13 protein-coding genes and 2 rRNA genes are annotated in these 20,046 nt (G+C 33.4%); 4 read left to right on the forward strand and 11 right to left on the reverse strand.

Translation table 11 applies throughout. The features are described 5' to 3' along the window. Nucleotides 1-221: 221 nt before the first annotated feature. The 9 genes from PW5551_RS02775 to PW5551_RS02815 form a co-directional block, all read right to left on the reverse strand. A complete protein-coding gene (locus tag PW5551_RS02775; protein WP_113074298.1) occupies nucleotides 222-1,109 on the reverse strand; it encodes a carbohydrate ABC transporter permease in 888 nt (295 codons plus the stop codon). Next, nucleotides 1,106-1,993: a carbohydrate ABC transporter permease gene (locus PW5551_RS02780; protein ID WP_113074299.1), complete on the reverse strand. Its 888-nt coding sequence runs from the start codon at nucleotides 1,991-1,993 to the stop codon at nucleotides 1,106-1,108. Before PW5551_RS02780 ends, PW5551_RS02775 begins: the two co-directional genes overlap by 4 nt. 231 nt (nucleotides 1,994-2,224) lie before the next feature. Continuing rightward, nucleotides 2,225-4,513 carry a DUF5696 domain-containing protein gene (locus PW5551_RS02785; RefSeq protein WP_113074300.1) on the reverse strand — a complete coding sequence of 763 codons (2,289 nt, stop codon included), beginning with the start codon at nucleotides 4,511-4,513 and terminating at the stop codon, nucleotides 2,225-2,227. Further along, nucleotides 4,506-6,563 (reverse strand): YIP1 family protein, encoded by a 2,058-nt coding sequence (locus PW5551_RS02790; RefSeq protein WP_113074301.1) that lies wholly within the window; start codon nucleotides 6,561-6,563, stop codon nucleotides 4,506-4,508. Before PW5551_RS02790 ends, PW5551_RS02785 begins: the two co-directional genes overlap by 8 nt. A gap of 25 nt (nucleotides 6,564-6,588) precedes the next feature. After that, nucleotides 6,589-7,464 (reverse strand): carbohydrate ABC transporter permease, encoded by an 876-nt coding sequence (locus PW5551_RS02795; RefSeq protein ID WP_113074302.1) that lies wholly within the window; start codon nucleotides 7,462-7,464, stop codon nucleotides 6,589-6,591. Between the two features lie 10 nt (nucleotides 7,465-7,474). Beyond that, nucleotides 7,475-8,374 carry a carbohydrate ABC transporter permease gene (locus PW5551_RS02800; protein WP_113074303.1) on the reverse strand — a complete coding sequence of 300 codons (900 nt, stop codon included), beginning with the start codon at nucleotides 8,372-8,374 and terminating at the stop codon, nucleotides 7,475-7,477. After that, nucleotides 8,371-11,220 carry an extracellular solute-binding protein gene (locus PW5551_RS02805; protein WP_158526122.1) on the reverse strand — a complete coding sequence of 950 codons (2,850 nt, stop codon included), beginning with the start codon at nucleotides 11,218-11,220 and terminating at the stop codon, nucleotides 8,371-8,373. Before PW5551_RS02805 ends, PW5551_RS02800 begins: the two co-directional genes overlap by 4 nt. 129 nt (nucleotides 11,221-11,349) lie before the next feature. Then, nucleotides 11,350-12,750 (reverse strand): ABC transporter substrate-binding protein, encoded by a 1,401-nt coding sequence (locus PW5551_RS02810; protein ID WP_113074305.1) that lies wholly within the window; start codon nucleotides 12,748-12,750, stop codon nucleotides 11,350-11,352. Between the two features lie 157 nt (nucleotides 12,751-12,907). Next, nucleotides 12,908-14,041, reverse strand: coding sequence for an ROK family protein (locus tag PW5551_RS02815; protein ID WP_113074306.1), 1,134 nt, complete (start codon nucleotides 14,039-14,041; stop codon nucleotides 12,908-12,910). Nucleotides 14,042-14,322: 281 nt separating this feature from the next. On the opposite strand from PW5551_RS02815, the gene PW5551_RS10445 reads away from it, so the two are divergent. The 4 genes from PW5551_RS10445 (at nucleotide 14,323) to PW5551_RS02830 (ending at nucleotide 16,893) form a co-directional block, all read left to right on the forward strand. Continuing rightward, nucleotides 14,323-14,484: a hypothetical protein gene (locus tag PW5551_RS10445; RefSeq protein WP_233488410.1), complete on the forward strand. Its 162-nt coding sequence runs from the start codon at nucleotides 14,323-14,325 to the stop codon at nucleotides 14,482-14,484. A gap of 154 nt (nucleotides 14,485-14,638) precedes the next feature. Then, complete coding sequence (rimP, locus tag PW5551_RS02820) at nucleotides 14,639-15,145, forward strand: ribosome maturation factor RimP (protein WP_158526123.1); 507 nt, start codon at nucleotides 14,639-14,641, stop codon at nucleotides 15,143-15,145. Beyond that, nucleotides 15,142-16,170 carry a transcription termination factor NusA gene (nusA, locus tag PW5551_RS02825; protein ID WP_113074308.1) on the forward strand — a complete coding sequence of 343 codons (1,029 nt, stop codon included), beginning with the start codon at nucleotides 15,142-15,144 and terminating at the stop codon, nucleotides 16,168-16,170. Before rimP ends, nusA begins: the two co-directional genes overlap by 4 nt. Before the next feature lie 171 nt (nucleotides 16,171-16,341). Continuing rightward, nucleotides 16,342-16,893 carry an ECF transporter S component gene (locus PW5551_RS02830; protein ID WP_113074309.1) on the forward strand — a complete coding sequence of 184 codons (552 nt, stop codon included), beginning with the start codon at nucleotides 16,342-16,344 and terminating at the stop codon, nucleotides 16,891-16,893. Nucleotides 16,894-16,964: 71 nt separating this feature from the next. Here PW5551_RS02830 and rrf read toward each other — a convergent pair. Both rrf and PW5551_RS02840 read right to left on the reverse strand, forming a co-directional pair. Further along, nucleotides 16,965-17,078 (reverse strand): 5S ribosomal RNA (gene rrf, locus PW5551_RS02835). Nucleotides 17,079-17,111: 33 nt separating this feature from the next. Further along, a 23S ribosomal RNA gene (locus tag PW5551_RS02840) occupies nucleotides 17,112-20,040 on the reverse strand. Nucleotides 20,041-20,046 lie beyond the last annotated feature (6 nt).

Below are 20,046 nucleotides of genomic sequence, written 5' to 3' on the forward strand. Positions count from 1 at the left end.
TCGTAAGTTAGTTCGCTGATTTTTGGATTGCTGGCCAAAAATCGAATCTATGCGAATTACTGAATTGATTTGAATACAACTCAATTGTTTTTTCCCTTTTTATGCCTATTTTATGTTTTTTGTAGAGTATGGGCATTGTTTAATTTGTCTGTTTTTAACAATCTTTTTCTTTTTTACCCCTTGACTTTTTACCAATTAGCTATTATAAAATTTTAAATATATTATTCACCGGTTATTCCTGTTCTATCTACGCTTTCAACAAATTGTTTTTGTAACAATAAATACAATAAAATCAAAGGAACTATCGTTATTAGAGTTGCAGCCATTCTTATACCTTCATTTAACCGATTAGCTAAACTTGCATCGCTTACAGGATACATCCTCGAATATGCATCTACAAATGATTGAAGACGCATAGGTAAAGTTTGAATAGAATTACCAAAAAATAAACTTGAAAGGTAGGTTTCATTCCAATACCAAACAAAAGAAAAAAGTATTGAAACTACTATAGCAGGTACCGACATTGGAATTGCAATCCTTAAAAATATCGTTAAATGATTAGCCCCATCAATTTGTGCAGCTTCATCTATAGATTTTGGATAAGAACTAAAAAATTGATAGAATATCAATATAAAAATAGTACTTCTAATTCCCTGTCCAAACAATGCCGGAAGAAACGAAGTTAAAGGTGTATTTATCATCCCATAATTACTAAACATAATATACTTTGGTATGAGAGTTACTTGAACAGGTAACAAAAATGTAAATAATAACAATCCTAACCACAATTTTTTGAGAGGAAATTCAAATCTCGCAAAGGCATATCCAATGAGAGCACTTGAAATCGTTTGTAAAATGGCAGGAACTCCTGCCATAATTATAGAATTAATTAAAGAATCCCCAACATTCAACACATTTGAAGCAATTTTAAAATTATTTAAATATAATTTTGTTGGTATCCACTGGACTGTAGGATTTACTAAATCATCCATATCCATGAAACTAGTTGAAATCATAAAAAATAATGGATATAAGTATGCAAATCCTATTATTAATAATAACAAATAAATAACTATTTTATTTAAGATGTTTTTAAAAGTTTTCTTCATGCAACATCCTTCCTTTCTCTCAAAATTAAAAACGCTATAGACAATATAACTAATATTATTATGGAATATACCCAAGACATAGCAGAGGAATAACTATAAACCATTCCAGTTTGAAACATTTTATTTGAAATCTGAATATTAATAGCATTTGAAGGGAATGTCGCTAAATCAACAATCGTATATATTGCATTAACTAATATTAAAGGTCTGATTTCTGGTAATATTATTTTCCAAAAAATAACCCAAGACGAGGCACCATCTATTTGTGCAGCTTCATATAAAGCTTTATCAATTTTTTGTATCCCTGCTAAGAAAATCAATATTTGGACACCTGAAAACCAAAGAATGAGAACTATCCTGTCGAAAAGATAGAGTATTGGCCAACCCAAATTAAAAGGAAGTGTAGCAAAAAAATCATACAAAGCAAATTGTGAAGGTTGGATAATATTAATAGCTTTGTTAAATAAAAGTTCATTTAATACTGGTCCACTCATAATAATAACAGGTAAAAAATAAATCGCCCTAAATATAGCTCTCCCTTTAAATTTATTATTTAGCATCAAAGCTATAAGTAAAGAGGCAACTATTATAAGTGGGGTAGAAAGCCCAACAAAGATAATACTATCTGTTAAAGCTGGTAAAAAATCAACATCTTTCGTGAAGATATCCAAATAGTTACTCATACCTATCCATTGGGTAACAATTCCATTCGGAGTTATAGTGACTTTGCTGAAACTTAAGTAAATTGAATAAAAGAATGGAAAAGCAGTAAAAATAACAAAACCAATTAACCAAGGTAAAAGAAATATATAACCTCTAATAGCAGACTTTTGATAAATATTTAATTTATTAAAAAATTTATTTTTTACCCAATCTTTTTTCACACTTTTTCACTCCTATTATTAAAAGTTATACTCATTTTAGAAATTCTAAAACCTAAGTTTTATTAATATTTTTGATTAAATACTATTTTTTAGTGCATTCGGTACTTGTACCAAGGGAGTAGGAGCTCTGCCCCAGACCCACTATAATTTCAAAACATTGTTTTGGAAAATCTTCATTTCTAAAGTCCCCATTAAAATTTACATTATCGTTTTTTTCATCATAAATGAGATTTAAGAAAAAATAAGAAAATCTAAAGATTTTACTACTTGTCCTTCAAAAAAATAATCGTAACTTGTATAATTGAGAATAATAGAAATATTGCCTTCATAATCAACTTTGATAATTCCTTCCTCCAAAACTGTTCGATTCATTATTTGTTTTCCTTCAACTTTTGATAAAGCTTCATTGACTGTATTATAAGTGTCAATAATTATATCTACCCAATCTTCATAATTTGTAGAGTAATAATTATCAGCAACGGGCGTGTATTTTAATTCATCGTTTTTTGTTGCAGAAATTATAAAAGAAGGATAAGCACCATATTCTATTAATTTCAAAACATCGGTCGGAGAATAAAAGCCCATATTTGAATAAGGTGCGTAGTAATCTATCTTACCTTTTAAAACTATTTGAATAAAAGGTACTGTATCAGTTTCGTAAATATACTGAGAATTAACCATGGGAATATGAAAAATTTCGGAACTATATTTCCATAAATATTGATTAGGAGTAAAAATTGCGAGATTTTCCAAATCTTTTAATATATTAGGCATTGAATTATCAATCATTTTTTTTGCTTCTGACCTTGTAACTATACTTCTTCGCTGATTCTCTGCATAAAGTTTTGATCCTAATTCATCTATGGCCATATTTTTCATATTATTAACTATATAAAGTGTTGCTTTTTTTTCTAAATATTCAACTACCTTATCAATTCTCACTAAATATCTATCCTTTATCCATATATATTCGTTATCTCTCTGAAGTTTTATCAAATCTTGAGAAAGAGAGTGGGCTCCATCCTGACGAAAATCAATCTGAAATTCAGTAGCAGAAACTGGATTTTCATAAAAATAAAATCTTCCTCCATTTTTTTCTACTAAATCAGAAATCGCTAAAATTTCCTCTTTATCTCCCAATAACTTTTCAAAATTAAACTCGGAAATTTTTGAACCATTTATTCCACCTTTTTGCCATCCTTTTAAAACAAGCGTAAGATTATATATACCATAACTACAAAGATCTTGCAAAATATCTTCCATTTGTTTGGCAGAAGTTATTCTTTTAACATTATTAGAAATAAACCCTTTTTCTAAATCACTTCCTAAAATACTTATATGCAAAGGGATTTGAGAATCAATTCTCTCGCTACTATTTAATATTCCTTCTACTTCAAGTATATTTCTATATAATTTCGCCATTCCTACATAATCTGCGTCTTCATCACTTAGAAAATAATATCTAATTTCTGCCATAAATTCATTTTTATTTGGCTGTACAACTTGAACCCCACCCCCACTTCTCGAAGTTGGTTGCAAATATTTTTGTCTATAAATAAATTTAGCACTAACCCAATTATAATTAGTCAAGATTCCTGCTGGAGTCGCCAATATAGAAGCGTATTCTTCCCCTTGAGTAACTTGAGCAAAAAAAGCATTTTGTTTGGGACCGTGTACCATCCCAAAAATAGGCATTAAAACAGTTTTCTCTTCAGTTGCGAAATCATTTGGTCTACTTACTCTAAGGTCATTCACTTCATACAAGTGATCTATAGCATAATCTTTACCGTATATCCTTTTTTCAAAAGGGGACAAATATTTAAACGGCTCATCAAACCTTATTAATGCTCCAGGCCCATCGGGTATAAACATATATCCTTCAATTTCATCACCTCTTACAGTTCCTAAAAAAGGAAAAAAATATATTGCTGCTAACATATAGTCTCCTTCTTCACGGATACTTTCAGAATCTAAGTTAAATATTAGAGTTCCCTTTTCTAATTTCATACTAAAATCAAAACTTATTTTAAGCCTTTCAAATATTATTGAAAACAACACTTTATCTTCCAAAATTCTATAATCCCTCACAACGTCATTAGCCGCGATACTTGTTTTCCTTTCTATCCCTGCTTTATCAAAATAATCTATGCTAACCAAAGAATTTCCTATTCCCGACCAAGTAGTATTCATATCAGAAGGTTTTTCTGAGGGCAATCCCCCCCAAATATAATTATTATTTTTATTAACTATTCTTATAGATGCATTTTTATCTTTATAGTATATTTCAACATAATCATCCTCTAAAATCTTTTCATAACCGTTCAAGTCTAACTTATTAGTAACAAAATGAACTGAATTTTCGGGCTTGGTATATCTATTTGAGCCGATATTCGAGATTTCATTTTTTTCTAAAACAGTATCATCTTGAAATTCTAATTTATCAGAAATTTGAGGAAATATTAATCCAGATAAAATACACAAAAAAAACATTTCCATTAAAATCAATAATTTTCTATTCAATTCGATACACCGCCTCTTTGACTATTATGTAAAAGAAGTTGAATGTCTCGTTTCCTAACATATAAACAATAAAATAAGCTATTATAATTACAAACATCAAAAATAATGTAAGAAAGATATTTCCAATAACCTTACTTAATGAATAATTGTGTATTTCTTTTAAAGATAGAAAAATTAAAATCCCAAGCCAGCACCATATTCCTATATTTGCGAACTGTATTATAAAGCCTTCATTTAAAGTAAGGATATACGACAGTAATGTAACAACAGGCATAAATAAAACGAGTGGTGATAAAGAATATGCTGTTGTACAATAAACGTCTCTAAATTTCCCCTCACCATCACTTAAGGTACTAACCAAATAATTGGAAATTATCCATAATCCTACTGGTAAAAAGAATATCATAACCACATAGACATAGGAAACATCCCTGAAATTTTGAGTGCTGAAAATAAAACCTTTAAATAAATAATTAAATACAAAAGCAATAAAAGCTAACACGTAAACAACTGTTGCCGACATAATAGATACTTTTTTTTTGTGTTTAATATCATAAGAACTATCAATAGGGTGACGAATAAAATTTCCCATATATAAGATATCTGATAAAACATTTATTTTTCTAAAAGTATTAAAAAAATATTTGATATTATTTAAAAAATTATGCTTTTTATTAATTATCTTGATAAATTGCCAAGTTAGCCCTATTAAAACCAAAACAATTAAAATGAACCCTATATTATTGTTTAACCAATTATTTCTTATTTCCCAAAAAGCTTCTGAATAATCTATTCTATTGTTAGCTATTTTGAAATGTTCTGCAGCTTTTTCATAATTCTGACTTTGAAAATAAGCTTTACCCAAACCATTATGAGCCATTCTTGATCTACCAGTAAGCTTCAAAATTTCTTTCCAATAATCCATACTTTCCAAATATTGTCCTTTTTTATAGAACATAAGAGCTTGATGGGTCATATTGGTTAAAACAGTAGGGTAAAACATGTGAACAATTCCTCTTTCTTTATCTAAAACATAAACATTATCGTTCCCATCTACTGCAATAGACACAGGAACGGTTAAAAACCCATTACGTTCCGCACTGATTGCTCTACCACCAAAAGAATATATTAAATTCCCTTCAGAATCATACTCATATATCAAACCAGTATCAGTTAGAGCATATATTTGATTATAATTTCCAATAGTAATATCAACAAAATTCGGCTCACTAACCATATTATTAGCTTGTTTTAGAATATTATTACCAGAAATATTATGTTTCTTTATAGCATTTTGAGTTACTCCTTGTGTAATTGTATATATTAGTCCTTCATCGTCTATGGTAATATTGTAAAAAGTTTTAGGTATAATATTGAAAAGTTGCGCTTGCTGTTCTTCTGTAAACAAAATATTTAATAACACTTGTTCAAATGAAATTTCTGTTTTATTGGTACCAAAATAACCTAAAAATTCGCCATCTTCGGAAATTTGAATTATCCCATCGTAAGAACCCTCACTAACGATATATATATTTCCCATCTTATCACTAACAACTTTTTTAGGATTATAATTAGCTTTTTCACCAAAAATTATAGATTCTGGACGTTTATACCTTTTTATAAGTTCTCCTTCTTCCGAAAACATCAATACTTCTTTTAAACCATAATCCGCTACAAGTATTCTTCCTTTATCATCCACAAAAACTCCTGTAGGTAAACTCAAAAAATTTTTCCCAATATAGGAGATGTTATTAATATTTTCAAGATCTACTATTACTATTTGACTGTTACCACTTTCGGCTATATAGATCTTCTCATTTTTTATAAACATATCTTCAGGTGATTTTAAATTAATATGTTTAAAAAGTATATCACCTACAAGATATGCATCCTGAGTTCTAATCCACGTTCCATCTTCTGATAAAGTATACGTATAAGCGGTTGCATTCTCATTGCTTATCTCAGCAAAAAGAATATAAGGGAAAAACAAACATAATAAAACCAGCATTATTTTTAATAGATTAATATGAAAAATATTTTTAATTTTCATACAAAATCCTCCAGAAATTGAAAAATTACTTTAATCCAGAATACATCATTGTGTTCATAACTCTTGATTGAAGAATAATAAAGAGAATCAAATTAGGAAGAAACATAATTAGAGACGCAGCAGCTGCCATTCCTTGACCTGCAACAGTGTTACCAGTAGTAGATGCCAGTGTATTCATATAGAAAGCAAATGTTTTTAAAGTTTCATCATTTATAAACATAGATGAAGCTTCTAAATTATTCCAAGAAGTTTGAAAAGCTAATATTGCTACAGTTGATAAAGCAGGTTTAATAAGTGGGATTATTATTTTAACCAAAATGTAATAATCGCTTGCTCCATCTATCTTTGCCGCTTCAATTAGTGAATCAGGAACTTGATCAATAAATTGTTTAACAAGGAATAAACCAACTGGCATAGCTAAAATAGGCAAAATATGTGCTAAAAAATTATCTATAAGGCCAAGCTTCACAATTACTAAAAAACGAGGAATGCTAACAGCTACGGGAACAAACATTAAAGCTAAAGTATTTATATTAAATAACATATTTTTACCTTTAAATCTTTTCTTTGAAAGAACATATCCTGCTGAAGCGGTAATCCATAAAGTAAATAAAACACTGAACAAAGTTGATAATAAACTATTGAAAATATATCTTGAAACAGGAACATTAGATGTTGTAGTTGCAGAAAACAATCTTTTAAAATTATCCAATGTTGGTCGACTAGTAAAAAAACGAGGAGGAAAAGCAAATAGTTCATCAATAGGCTTAAAAGCATGAAAAACAATAAAAAGTATTGGCAAAACCATAAAAACTGCAACAGGTATTAAAATAGCAAAAAATTTAATCTGACTTTTATCAAATTTATCAGGATTTATATGTGTAGCTCGTAAATTTGCCATGGATTTACCATCACTCCTTTTCTCCAAATAGGTTCCATGAAACACGAGAAGCTATCCAAACAATAATCAACAAAACTACCGAGGCAGCTGCGGCATATCCCATTTCGTATCTAATAAACCCATAATCCTCTATATGATTAACTATCAATTGAGCTGCATATTGAGGTGTGGGATTAGAACCTGATAATGCTACTCCTAACCCACTAGTTGTAAATGTGTTAACTATAGCCATAACCGCTCCAAATAACATCTGCGGTCGCATTGAAGGAATAGTTACATAAATAATCTCTTGAAATCTGTTACTAACTCCGTCAATATACGCTGCATCGTACAATTCTTGATTAACATTTAAAACTCCTGCTAACATAGCTAAAAACCCCACACCCATACTACTCCAAAGCGAAACAATTATTACTATGGTCATTAAATACTGGGGAGACTGTAGCCATTGGATCGGTTCGGTTATTAACCCAATTCCAATTAAAAAACTATTTAAATATCCAAGTTGATTGCCACTAAAAATTATGCTCCAGATAACACTCATCATTACACCAGTTGTCATAGATGGAAGATAAATAAGAATGGCTATAATAGTTCGAGGTAATTTTGGAATTTGCGCTAACATCCATGCGAAAATAAATGAAAGAATATATCCGCCTGGACCTACAATTAAAGCATATTTAATAGTATTAGGTAAGACTTTTTGCATAAACACCGTATCTTGTGTTAATAACGAAATGTAATTATTTAAGCCAATAAATTCGGGAGGCTGTACAGCGTTAAAATAGCTAAAAGATAAAATTATCGCTCCGACAACTGGTATCAATATAAAAAGGCAGAAAAGAATTATATAAGGAGACAATAAAACCCAATGTGAATATTTATGAATAAACCTTTGCTTTATTTTCATCTATTTCTTTCCACCTCATCTATAATATCTTCTATAGTTGGAATTTTATAATTTCTTACCACCTCTCCATTTTTGATATAACCAAATTCTTCCATCTTACGTAATATTTCTCTATTCGCAGTAATTGCTGCTTTATCAATTGCTATTCTTATTTCTTCTCCATTCATTACAACATCAGTCCAAGCATTACTTATTTCTCTTTCCACCATATAACCAGCTGGATGACGTGGTATTTCTTTTATCCATTCCCATTGTTCTAATATAATTTTCTTGTGCTCCTCAGGAAAAGCTAATTCTTCAAAAGCTACCATATTCGCAGTATTCCACATATATTCCGGTCCATACCTAGTTTGCATCCTATAAGCATACTCCACCTGAGTATCTTTGGAAAGCCACCATTTTAAAAATTCCCACGCTTCTTGTTTTTTGGTACTATTAGCAAATATAACATCTGCTCTATCGCTTCCAACTTGATATCTTAAAATTTCTCCCTTTTCGTTTTTTATCCCAGGTGATAAGGCAATTCCCCATTGTCCAGCTATTTCAGGAGCTGCGGTCATTAACATAACATATGTTGTAAAATTTGAAACCCCTAAAGGTATCCTACCGTATCTAAATTCATTATAAAAATTTGGTACACTTTGAGAGATGCTGTAAATTGTAAAAACCTTTGTCATTATTTCAAAACCCTTAATGGAATTTTCTTCATTTATAGCTGTTTTTAAACCATCCTCTGTATATAATCTTCCTTCGCTTTGAAAAATGAAAGGCGCTGTTGTATAAAAAGGTTTTAGCCCTGTCCATCCTGCCATCGGTAAATAAAAATTCATAGAATTTCTATACAGCGTCGACATTGTAAGCTGAACATCTTCCCAAGTTTGAGGTATTTCTAAATTTAAGCTTTCAAGAATGTCATTTCTATAGAACAATACATAAAAATCCTGCGTTTCTGTAACTCCATAAACCTTACCTTCTACAAAATAAGGAATCAATGTTTCCAAATTGTATTCTTTACTAATATATTCCCAAAAGTCTTCAAATTCAGTTAAGTCTTGTACCGCACCTCTAATAGCCAAATCGTACGGAATATAATTACTTATTCCTAAAGCTATATCCGGGTTTACATTTGCGGCATTTGCCAAAATTAATCTCTGCTCATTTGGCATAACCGAAAATCTAATGTTTATACCGGTTTTCTGAGTAAAGTCCGAATCTGTCATTTGTTGCAACATTTCAACATATTGAATTGGTCTATTTACCCAAACTAAAAGTTCATCGGATTTCTTATCATTAACAGCCATATATTCCTTGTTTCGAGGGAAAAAAGAATAAATAAATCTTTTAATACCTTCAATAAACCTTTTAAAAAGGCCTACATCATTTTCAGGTAAATATGGAGAACTTAATATATATATCCTATCAAGAGTCAACGACTGTACAGAAAGTATATCTATAGTTTCCGATATTAAGTTAGAAGCTGAAGAAAAACCTTCATTTAATTTACTCAATTGAGTAGGTATTTTGCTCGGATCTTTTAATAAATCTCTGATATTATCAGACGCAATTTTTAAGTTAACCAAAGACGCTGGTTTTTGATTATATAGAATTTCAAGGTCATTATAAATATTATCAATTTGATTAGCCCAATTTTCAAATTTTTGAACAATCCCGGGAAAATATAATTCCATATCCCATTTTCTGTTTCTATCTACTACACCTCCGGTTATTTTTCTTATCTCCAAACCAGTTTGATTTATATCATCCATAATTCTTTTTAGTTCGAAAACTATATTATTTAAAGGTGTTGCATCCACTTCTAAAGATATAGTATGAACTCCCTTATCTAACCATATTCCGAATGGTTCATTAGTTGTTTCATCCTTAAAAAGAATATTTTGATATTTATTCCCCGTATATGGGAACTTATAACTCGCTGCTTCATAGAAAGGGATTTTTTCATCAATATAAATATTCCTAAAAGTTGAAATTCCTGCATTTATAGATTGAGAATATCTAAAAACTATATAATGCATACCCGGATTTTCTACTTCAAAAGTCCAAGTTATCCTCTGTCCCACTTTATTCCAGGAAGCTCCATCTATAATATTTAACTTTCTTATATGCGTTTCGTAAGGATGAATAGAAGGGTCCTGCTGATTACCCGGTCTAACAAATGAATCAGTTTTCACGTTATAATCTTCTGCTTCTATCTCTATATAAACATTTGTATCTTCAATTTGAACTTTTGGTGTATCTAAAAAATACTGATCATAACTTTGTAAAGGTTCATACTTAAACAAAGTAAAACTTTTTATAGTTATAGGTTGAGAAATATTTTTAACTTTAAAAGAATTCTCTCCTTTTTTTAATTCAAAAACATAAGGTAAAGAAGATAAACTAGAATAATCTTTTATATATTCTTTATGAAAATTATCTATCTTAATTTGTCTTGGAACAATCTCATTTCCATATCTATCGTGCGGATATTCTTTGGATTCATCAGCCCAAAGTGCTGGAAGGTATGAAGTCAGTTCTTTATTCTCCCATGAAATAGAAATAAGTGTTGGTAAAACTTGATCAGAATTTATCTTATATTCTAAAATCATGGTATATAAGCCATCTTCTGGAACGTTAAATTTAAATTCCAAAGTTTCTTCAACATTTAAAAAAATACCACTCTCGTTTTTCTTTTCACTCAACGAATTTTCGAAAGTAAAAGTTTCAACTACGCTTCCCTCGTTATAAGTCAACCAAGATTCAAAATTTGCTTTTAACATATCTGTCATAAACAAAAAAAATAGAAAAAAAATTATTCGTTTCACTAATTTTGATTGTTTGAAAAACATTTTTAACCTCCAAAAACATTTTCTACACAACATATCAAAATACACTTTAAAAATATGTTTTTAAGAAAGTACTTTAGGCAAATTGCCTAAAGTACTTTAAAAAAATGTTTTTCCATTATATATTCATTTTTATTTAGATGGTTTAAAATTCTTTTGGACTTCTATTAGTTGAGAATCAAAAGTTTTCCAAGCATTTTGAATTATTTCATTAGCCCTTGCTTCCAATTCTGCTGCTATTGCAGCTGCTTCTACTTTTCCTTGCCTAATCTCTTCGCTTCTTGGAATTATTACCTCGTTCAAAGCTCTGCTCCAGTCGGGCACAATCTTATAAAAATCTGCCCAAAAAGCTTTATCAACATTATCATACATATATTTAACACCATCAGGAACAAAATCTAAGGATTTAAACATGGCAACAACTTCTGGTTCGCTTGTAGATGGTATAATAAAATCAGGTGTAAAATTCCCTGCCGCATCTGTTTTATTCTTTAAAATATTTAGTCTCGTTAAAACTCCATCCTTCCCATAAGATCTCCATTTTAGAAATTCAAAAGCTGCTTCAGGGTATTTTGTAGTAGAGATCATAAATGCGTGATCAGCGTGAAGAGCTTCTCTATATCCTACATTGGGATCTTGTGGTAATGGGTACATATCAAACATATAATTCATAGTTCTTATCCAACTTAAATCCCAAGTTCCATGAAAGCCCATCAATACCTTTCCTTCTCTTAAAGCATCAGCATCTTTTCCAAATTTTTTTTGGTAATCATCGAGGCCTCCTGCATTCCGAATTGCATCATTCTTTAGATCATCTGATACTAATCCAGGAACAGATTTAAGATTCTTTTGAAAGTTAATCGCTCTAACCCAGCTTCCTTCAGTAAAGCTAAATTTTCGATCTATTGGGTCATAAGCCAGTTGATGTAAATTTTTACTAAACATACCTGTCATAACTTCGTCAAATCCCCACAAATGGTTTATCCCAGAATATAAGTTTGTTGTTGCATTAATGAGATATTCTCTAAACTCATCAATCGTCCATTCGTATGAAGGTGGATCCATGTTTAGTTGTTCTATTAAATCCAAATTAACCATAACTGCACTGAACTGTAAATTAGATGGAAGTGCATAAGTTTTTCCATTGAATTTATACCTTTCCATTAATTTTGGATCAACATATTTAAACTCCTCATCTTTTTCCAAAAATTCATCTAACGGATATATCCACCCTTGAGAAATTGGGTAAGTCAAATTTTCCCATCCATAAACAACATCGGGTAAAGTCCGAGCAGAAGCTTGTGCACTTAGATATTCGTTTAAATCACCATCAAAAATAACGATTTGTACTTCAATATTAGGATATTCTTTGTTGAATTCTTTAACAAATGCTTGCTCTGTTTCAAAATCCCAACTTCTTACTGCATATACAATACTACCACTGATATCATTTTTCCCTGCTCCAAAACTGAAAGTGTTAAAAACACTTAAAACAATCAATACGATAAGAACTGTTCTGAGTTTTGTTCTCATTTGCCTCTCCTCCTTAATAAAAAATTTTTTTACTCACTTTAGAAATTACAAAATAAGACCTGGAACTATTTAATTCAAAATTCTATTTTTAGAAACGTTTCATTTATAAAGTGTTTAAAAATCTTTTGTTACCTACCAAATCCATATAAAATAAAATTTATAGATATTCTTCTATCTCTTTTTCAATCGCCATTATAGCAGCTCCAAAAGCTATACTTTTTTCATTCAAATTCGAACTAATTAATTCACATTTGTTTGTAGATAAAACTTGAGAGTTGAATAGATTTTTCATTTTTTCTATCGAGTAAGGCAAAATAGGAGAAATTTCTCCGCCAATTATAATATGTGAAGGATTTATTATATTAGCCAAATTAGCAGATAAAATTGCAAGATAATATGCTTCTTCATCTAATATTGAAAGAGCTAACTTATCATTTTGTTCAACTAATTGGTGAAATTCATCAATATTTTTGACTTTTTTATTTGTTTTTGAATTATAACAACGTATCATTTGCGGTAAAGAAGCCAAAGCTTCAACGCATCCTTTTCTTCCACAACTACAAAGTGGACCATCTAACTTAATAACTGAATGGCCTGCTTCCAAAGCCGCCCCATTTACACCTCTAAAAATTTCTTTTTTTGTAATCAAACCAGTTCCGATACCCTTTCCCACTATTATGCCTAAAACCATAGAATCTAATGGAAGCTTATTAAAATGATACTCGGCAAACGTCATTAAATTAGCTCCATTATCTAAAAATACAGGTTTTTGTAATTTATCTTCTAAAATTTCTCCTAAAGAAATATTTCCCCATTTTAAATTTGGAGACAACAACAGTTTTTTTTGATCTGCACTAACTATACCTGGCACTCCCAAACCTACGCTTATGATGTACTCTTTTGAAATGTGACTTTCATATAAAATTTTGTCATACATTTCTTGGATAATGCTAGTTAAAGATTCTACTGTTATATTATTATCTATTTTTTTACTTTTACTCTCTATAATTTCGTATACTAAATTTAAGAGTACTACATCAATATGTGATTCCCCTATTTCTATGCCGACAGAGAATGAATTTTTTTTGTTTATATCTAAAAAAACAGGAGGTCTTCCACCTGTACTTTTTCCATTCGTTTTTTCAATAAGAAAGTTTTTTCCCAAAAGCCTTTGAATGCATCTACCGACTGTAGATTGACTTAAATGAGTTATTTTTGCTATTTCTGTTCTTGAGATCAATGGTTTATTTTGAACAGTTTTAAAAACTTCCAATACGTTTTTTGATTCCACATTTGTCCTCCCACATTTTAGTTTTTTAATAATAAAAACCTATTTTTATTATTAAATTATAGATCAAAATAAAACTTTTTTTCAAGTTCGAAAAAAGCCGTGGAGAAACAAATAAAAGAAGTCTTATACAAATATTTAGTTTTTTTAAATTATTTCGCATGATTTACTTTCTTTCAGACAGATAGTAATTTTAAATTAACTAAAAAATATATAAATGTTTCTTTAGTCACACAAAAATAAAAAGAGAACGAAAAATCGTTCTCCGGTTCCTTCCCTTTTCTTTGAAGATATCTTTGGAAACTTTCTTATCATCCTTTTCAAAGTACTTAAGGATATCTCAGATACTTGGTGTATCTTTGAAAGCTCATACAAAAGGATATGATATCATTTCAAAGACATCTAATTATGATCTAACCAATTGTTTTCACGAACATTTAATATGATCTAACGCGGAAGACTTGATTTTTTCTTTTTTTATGTTATAATAATAATGATAATTGGTGAAATTTAATTAAAAAAATGATTGCCGAGGGCTTTTCGCCCTCGAGCTTTTTTATAAAACTATTTTGGATTTGTTGAATGGAAGGAGGAACTACGATGCTAACTGATAAAGAAGTTGAACAGCTAATTTGGGAAAAGGCAAGTAATATAGCTGATCAATTAAACCTAGAAATATTCGATATTGAAATCAAAGGAAGCCAAAAAAACAAGATTCTAGAAATAACAATAGACAATCCTTCAGATTACGTTTCAATTAACGATTGTGAAAGATTTTCCAAAACTATTGATCCATGGCTTGATGAAATACAACCTTTCCCAAATAGTTACGAATTGGTTGTCAGTTCACCTGGTTTGAATAGAAAGTTAAGAGGAAGTAATGACTACCTTAGATTCAAAGGAAAATTAGCAAAATTTGTTCTGAAAAACAAAGAAAAAAAGAAAACTGTCTTAGTAGGATACATAGGTAATGTCTCTGAAGAAAGTCTCGAAATAACCGAAAAAGAAACTGGCAACTTATTTACAATAGATTTAAAAGATATAAATAAAGCAAATTTAGAAATTGAATTGCAAAAAAATGAAAAGTCAGGAGGTGCACAAAAGTGAATTTAAATTTATTAGAAGCTTTAGATGCCTTAGAAAAAGATAAAGGCATCAGTAGAGACTCGTTAGTAGATATCATAGCAAAATCAATAAAAAGTGCTTACAAAAAAAATTACGGTACGAAAAACGTTGAAATTGAAATCGATAAAAATTTAACAAAATTAAATGTGTATCAAATATGGAGAGTTGTTGATGAGGTAGAAAATCCAAAAGAAGAAATATCTCTTGAAGATGCACAAAAGATTGAACCAAAGATAAAAATAGGAGATACGATCAAAAAAAAGATAAACCTTAAAAAAGATTTTAGAAGGGTAGCTGCTCAAACTGCCAAACAAGTTATTCTTCAAAATCTAAAAGAACTTGAAAAGAAAAATCTATATGAAAAATACAGTGCCCTGAAAAATAAGGTATCTACTGCAGAGGTAGTTCAATTAAGCGAAGACCATATAGATATAAGAATCGGAAAATTAGAAACAAAATTACCTATAAAAGAAACCATCCCTGGTGAAAATTTTAAAACTGGAGAATTGATAAAAGTATATATAAAAAATATACAACAAACTTCTAAGGGGCCAAAAATAATGGTTTCAAGAACTGCTCCTGAATTTGTTAAAGAATTGCTATACTCTATAGTACCTGAAATAGAAGAAGGAATTATTAAAATTGTAAAAATAAGTAGAGAACCTGGAATAAGGACAAAAGTTGCAGTTGTTAGCAGTATGTCTGCTGTTGACCCCGTCGGAGCATGTATAGGTGAAAAAGGATCTAGAATCTCCGAATTAATAAAAGAACTAAAAAATGAAAAAGTTGATATTATTGAATACTCTGAAGATCCTAAAATTTTTATAAAAAATGCTCTTGCTCCAACCGAAGTAAAAAACATAATACTAAATGAGCAAGAAAGAACTGCTTTTGTATATGTTCCAGAAGATCAATTATCGTTAGCTGTTGGAAAAGGAGGACAATCAGCAAGACTTGCAGCAAAAATCACAGGATGGAAGATAGATATTCATTCGCTAACTCATTAAAGTAAAAATTTTTACTATAACTAAAAATTGCCGTATCTAAGAACGGCAATTTTTATATTCGACATAGAGATAATTCTAAAGTTTATTAATATAATTAAAACAGTTTAAATCTTAAATTAAACGACCATTACGCACTAATACCTACTAAAAATCAGAAAAGGTGGCTAAAAAATGAAAAGAAAAGACCTTAAAAACTTTAATTTATCAGCAATGTTCATCGCTTTAGGACTCATTTTGCCATTTTTAACTGGTCAAATCCAACAAATAGGAAGTATGTTACTTCCTATGCATATTCCTGTTCTTTTATGTGGTCTGATTTGTGGTTGGCAATATGGGTTATTTATAGGTTTTTTACTTCCGCCTCTTCGTTCAATTATTTTTGGAATGCCTCCGATGTTTCCAATCGCTATTGCCATGGCATTTGAACTTGCAACTTACGGTGCAGTAATTGGTTTTTTATACCATAAATCCATTAAGAAATCTATCGCTTCCATTTACCGTTCTATGATTGGAGCCATGATATCTGGAAGAATTATTTGGGGACTTGTTATGATTTTTCTTTTAGGAATAAGAGGAAATGTTTTTACATGGCAAATGTTCATAGCTGGAGCTTTTTTAAACGCAATCCCAGGAATTATTTTACAGCTTGTTCTTATACCTTCAATTATGGTAATACTTGATCGTACTAACCTTGTTCAGTTCACTAAAAAAGTAGAAAATTAAAAAAACACCGCGTTTTTAAAACGCGGTGCTTTTATTTAAGGGCGGGACATGGGCAGAGAAAAAAATTAGAAAGGGGGCGATACCTACTCTTGCACGAAAGAATCGTACTACCATCGGCACGATACGGCTTAACCGTCAGGTTCGGTATGGGTCTGGGTGTTTCCCGTATCGTTTTCTTCACCCCCTATTACTCACTCACTAGTGCATAGGGTTTTTGAATGTCCAAAGCCTCGGGCTATTAGTACCGCTCGGCTCAATACTTCTCAGTACTTACACCTGCGGCCTATCTACGTCTTCTTCTCAGACTGCCCTTACCTCCTTAGAGTGGGAAGCCTCGTATTAGGGCCCGTTTCCCGCTTAGATGCTTTCAGCGGTTATCGGTTATATGTGTGGCTACTCAGCTCCTGCTACTTGCATAACAGCTGATTCACCAGGGACATACTCACTTCGGTCCTCTCGTACTAGAAGTAACCCCCTTCAAGCTTCCTACTCCCGCAGCAGATAGGGACCGAACTGTCTTACGACGTTCTGAACCCAGCTCACGTACCGCTTTAATGGGCGAACAGCCCAACCCTTGGGACCGACTTCAGCCCCAGGTTGCGATGAGCCGACATCGAGGTGCCAATCCACGCCGTCGATGTGAACTCTCGGGCGTGATTAGTCTGTTATCCCCGGGGTAACTTTTATCCGTTGATCGACGGCCCTTCCTCTCAGAACCGCCGGGTCACTAAGTCCAGGTTTCCCTCCTGTTCGACTCGTCAGTCTCTCAGTTAAGCAGGCTTTTGCCTTTGCACTCTTCAGTGGATTCCCAACCCACTTGAGCCTACCTTCGAACACCTCCGTTACTCTTTGGGAGGCAACCGCCCCAGTTAAACTGCCCGCCTAACACTGTCCAGCTAGCGCTCTCCACACTCCACTGTTAGTAACCCATCGTTGAAAGGGCGGTATCCCACCATCGGCTCTACCTGACCTGGCGATCAGGTTTCTTCGCCTCCCGCCTATCCTGTACATCCAACGATAAGTTACAATGTCAGGTTACAGTAAAACTCCACGGGGTCTTTCCGTCTAGCTGCGGGTCCTCGGCATCTTCACCGAGTCTGTAATTTCACCGGATCCTTCGTTAAGACAGCTCCCTAGTCGTTACGCCTTTCATGCAGGTCGGAACTTACCCGACAAGGAATTTCGCTACCTTAGGACCGTTATAGTTACGGCCGCCGTTTACCGGGGCTTCAGTTCGTAGCTTCCACCACTCCCCTTAACCTTCCGGCACTGGGCAGGCGTCAGTCCCTATACTTCCACTTTACGTGTTCGCAGAGACCTGTGTTTTTGGTAAACAGTCGCCAGGGACTTGTCACTGCGGCTCTGTCCACGAGTCGCCTCGCTTCCAGTCCACCCCTTCTCCCGAAGTTACGGGGCTATTTTGCCTAGTTCCTTAACGAAGGTTATTCCGCTCCCCTTTGCCTTCTAAGCTCGTCTACCTGTGTCGGTTTCCAGAACGGTCAGAGTAAGTTTCTTCACTACACGAGGCTTTTCTTGACAGTGTGACTGTCTACCGTCGGCCTTGCGGCCTCCCCATCACGACTCCTCCTCCACCGGCGGTTTTCCCTACCAGCTTCTTCGGCATCGTCGCTTGGAAGACTTTTCAACTTCGTCTCGGTAGCTTCGCCTCCTGTGTCCCCCCTTGTAGCTCCTCTTACTCCGGTACGGGATTCTTTACCCGTTTCCCATCGGCTACCCTTTTCAGGTTTACCTTAGGTACCGACTTACCCTGGGCGGACGACCCTTCCCCAGGTACCCTTAGACTTCCGGGGTGGGAGATTCTCACTCCCATTTCGTTACTCATGCCTGCATTCTCTCTTGTGCTTCGTCCAGCTAACTTTTCAGTTAGCCTTCTCCCTAACGCACATCGCTCCCCTACCTATAGCCTTTACGGCTATACCGTAGCTTCGGTGTACGACTTTAGCTCCGTTACATTTTCGGCGCAGTCCCCTTCTACCGGTGAGCTGTTACGCACTCTTTTAAGGATGGCTGCTTCTAAGCCAACCTCCCGGCTGTCTCAAGAGGTCCACTTCCTTTCACACTTAGTCGTCTCTTCGGAACCTTAGCTGTCGGTCTGGGCTCTTTCCCTTTCGACCATGAAGCTTTTTCCCCATAGTCTTTCTCCCTGCTTCTTAGTTATGGCATTCGGAGTTTGATTGGTTTCAGAGGTTTACCCCCCTACGCCATTCAGTGCTCTACCTCCATAACTTATCCACAGAGGCCGTGCCTACACACGTTTCGGGGAGAACCAGCTATCCCCAGGTTCGGTTAGCTTTTCACTCCTACCCACATGTCATCCGAGAATTTTTCACTATCCACCGGTTCGGACCTCCACTTGGTTTTACCCAAGCTTCATCCTGCACATGGGTAGCTCACCTGGCTTCGGGCCTATAGTATAAGACTTTTCGCGCACTTTTAATACTCGGTTTCCCTTCGGCTTCGCCTTTTCCGGCTTAACCTCGCCTTATACTATAACTCGCAGGCTCATTAATCAAAAGGCACGCGGTCACTTTCGCTCCCGCTTCCTGTAGGCATACGGTTTCAGGTTCTTTTTCACTCCCCTCCCGGGGTCCTTTTCACCTTTCCCTCACGGTACTTTCCACTATCGCTCAGCTAGTTTGTTTAGCCTTGGATGGAGGTCCACCCAGCTTCACGCAGGATTCCTCGTGTCCTACGCTACTCGGGATTAAAGCAGTAAAGTATATAACTTTACGGCTACAGGACTTTCACCTTCTTCGGTAAGCCTTCCCAGACTTTTCGCCTTAGCTTATATACTTTACCCCCTATCTGGCAGTTCGGGTAGCTTTATCCCTCAACCCAGTCGTGACAACGCCTGCCCGCTTTTACATCACAACTGTTTGGGCTTCTCCCTTTTCGCTCGCCGCTACTCGGGGTATCTCTTTTTGATTTCTTTTACTCTGGGTACTGAGATGTTTCCCTTCCCCAGCTTCGCCTCCTGTTTCCAGGATGCCTTTCGGCAGGTTGCCCCATTCGGATACCTGCGGATCTTCGCTCGTTTGCAGCTCCCCGCAGCTTTTCGTAGCTTACCACGTCCTTCTTCGCTTCTAGCTGGCTAGGCATCCACCGTATGCCCTTCTTACTTTGGACTTCCTT

It is taken from the genome of Petrotoga sp. 9PW.55.5.1, assembly GCF_003265365.1.
Taxonomy (GTDB): Bacteria; Thermotogota; Thermotogae; order Petrotogales; family Petrotogaceae; genus Petrotoga.